This window comes from uncultured Amaricoccus sp. (assembly GCF_937858865.1).
Taxonomy (GTDB): domain Bacteria; phylum Pseudomonadota; class Alphaproteobacteria; order Rhodobacterales; family Rhodobacteraceae; genus Amaricoccus.
Genome location: NZ_CALLYO010000469.1, coordinates 1 through 2,073 on the forward strand (window position 1 = coordinate 1; position 2,073 = coordinate 2,073).

The 2,073-nt window shown below is 72.8% G+C and carries 2 protein-coding genes and 2 tRNA genes; 2 read left to right on the forward strand and 2 right to left on the reverse strand.

All coding sequences use genetic code 11. The features are described 5' to 3' along the window. Both Q0112_RS13795 and dapF read right to left on the reverse strand, forming a co-directional pair. Nucleotides 1–866 (reverse strand): MiaB/RimO family radical SAM methylthiotransferase (locus Q0112_RS13795; protein ID WP_297976224.1); only part of this gene is annotated, 866 nt, incomplete at its 3' end. Nucleotides 867–940: 74 nt separating this feature from the next. Beyond that, a complete protein-coding gene (dapF, locus tag Q0112_RS13800; protein ID WP_367278474.1) occupies nucleotides 941–1,738 on the reverse strand; it encodes a diaminopimelate epimerase in 798 nt (265 codons plus the stop codon). A 159-nt stretch (nucleotides 1,739–1,897) separates the two neighbouring features. On the opposite strand from dapF, the gene Q0112_RS13805 reads away from it, so the two are divergent. Beyond that, nucleotides 1,898–1,972, forward strand: a tRNA-Lys gene (locus Q0112_RS13805). Between the two features lie 23 nt (nucleotides 1,973–1,995). After that, a tRNA-Lys gene (locus Q0112_RS13810) sits at nucleotides 1,996–2,070 on the forward strand. The last annotated feature ends 3 nt before the right edge of the window (nucleotides 2,071–2,073 follow it).

Here is a 2,073-nt window from a genome sequence, read left to right on the forward strand (position 1 = left end):
AGCGAGCGTTCGAACATCGCCTCGGTCTCGGTCGGGAAGCCGGCGATGATGTCGGCGCCGAGCACCACCTCGGGCCGCGCCGCCCGCACCTGGCGGCAGAAGGCGATGGCGTCGTCGCGCAGGTGCCGGCGCTTCATCCGCTTCAGGATCAGGTCGTCGCCGGCCTGCAGCGAGAGGTGCAGGTGCGGCATCAGCCGCGGCTCGGCCCCGATCGCCTCCATGAGCCGCGGATCGGCCTCGACCGAATCGATCGAGGAGAGGCGGAGGCGCGGCAGGTCGGGCACGGCGGCGAGGATCGCGGCGACGAGGTCGCCGAGCCGGGCGCCGCCCTCGAGGTCGGCGCCCCAGCTGGTGAGGTCGACCCCGGTCAGCACCACCTCGTTGAAGCCGCGGCCGACCAGGCGGCGGATCTGCTCGGTGACGGTGGCGATCGGCACGCTGCGCGAGTTCCCGCGCCCGTAGGGGATGATGCAGAAGGTGCAGCGGTGGTCGCAGCCGTTCTGCACCTGGACATAGGCGCGCGAGCGGGTGCCGAGCCCGTCGACGAGCGGCGCCGGGGCCTGGCGCTCCGCCATGATGTCGCCGACCGCGACCGGCCCCTCCGGCGCGCCGGCGGCGAGGCGCGTCCAGGCGTCGGGGCGGAGCTTCTCGGCGTTGCCGAGGACGAGGTCGACCTCGGGCATGGCGGCGAAGGTCGCGGGCTCGGTCTGCGCCGCGCAGCCGGTCACCACTACCCGCGCACCGGGGTTCGCCCGGGCGAGGCGGCGGATGCGCTGGCGGGCCTGGCGCACCGCCTCGCCGGTGACGGCGCAGCTGTTGACGACGACGAGGTCGCCCGCCCCCGCCGCGGCGGCGAGGCCCTTCATCGCCTCGGTCTCGTAGGCGTTGAGCCGGCAGCCGAAGGTCTCGAAGACGGGGGGCCTCGGCGGCTTGGGGGCGGTCACGCGATCGCCCCGAGGAAGTCGGGCGACAGGTGGCCCTCGAAGACCCGCGCGGTCGGGCCGGTCATCCAGACCCCGTCCTCGCGCCAGTCGATGCCGAGATCGCCGCCGTCGAGCCGCACCGTCACCTTGCGCCCGGTCAGCCCGCGGCGGGCGGTCACCACCACCGAGGCGCAGGCGCCCGAGCCGCAGGCGAGCGTGACCATGCCGCCGCGCTCCCAGACCCGCATGCGGATGGTCTCGCGGTCGATCACCTGGACGAACTCGACGTTGGTGCGCTCGGGGAAGAGCGGATGCTCCTCGATCGCCCGGCCGGTCGCCGCCACGTCGACAAGGCCGACGTCCTCGACGACGAAGACGCAGTGCGGGTTGCCCATGCCGGCGGCGCCGGGGCTGCCCTCGATCGGCAGGGGGTCGAGATCCATCTCGCGGGCGAGCGGCACCTGCCGCCAGTCGAGCTCGGGCGGTCCCATGTTCACCCGCACGAGCCCGCCGCCGGCCTCCTCGGCCCGGAGCACGCCCCTCCCGGTCCGGAGGTCGAGCGCCCGGGCGCCGGTCTCGTCCATGAGGAGCCGGGCGACGCAGCGGGTGGCGTTGCCGCAGGCATCGGCGAGGCTGCCGTCGGCGTTCCAGAAGTCGACCTCCGCCGCCACCCCCTCGCCCGCGCGCACCACGGCGAGCTGGTCGAAGCCGACGCCGCGGTTGCGGTCGCCGAGCGCGCGCGCGAGCGCCGGCGTCACCGGCGCACCGCCGGCGCGGGCGTCGATCACGACGAAGTCGTTGCCGAGCCCGTGCATCTTCAGGAACCTGAACGGCCGGGCTTGACGATCGGAGTGAGATTCGCCATCCATGCGCCGCTATATAGGCGAAGGCCCACGGCGCGGCCAAGATGCGCACGAGGGGCCGGAACCGGCTTGACCGTCGAGGAACCGGCGCTTAGGTGTCCTGCGCGCCTTGGGCCCGTAGCTCAGCGGTAGAGCAACTGACTTTTAATCAGTGGGTCACAGGTTCGATCCCTGTCGGGCTCACCAAGGCCGAAGGAATGCTGGCGAGCGGGCCCGTAGCTCAGTGGTAGAGCAGTTGACTCTTAATCAATTGGTCGAAGGTTCGAATCCTTCCGGGCTCACCAGCA

What these genes read in the sequence shown, in the direction of transcription:
- dapF (WP_367278474.1), bottom strand. Translation starts at nt 1,738, where the DNA reads ATGCACGGGCTCGGCAACGACTTCGTCGTGATCGACGCCCGCGCCGGC.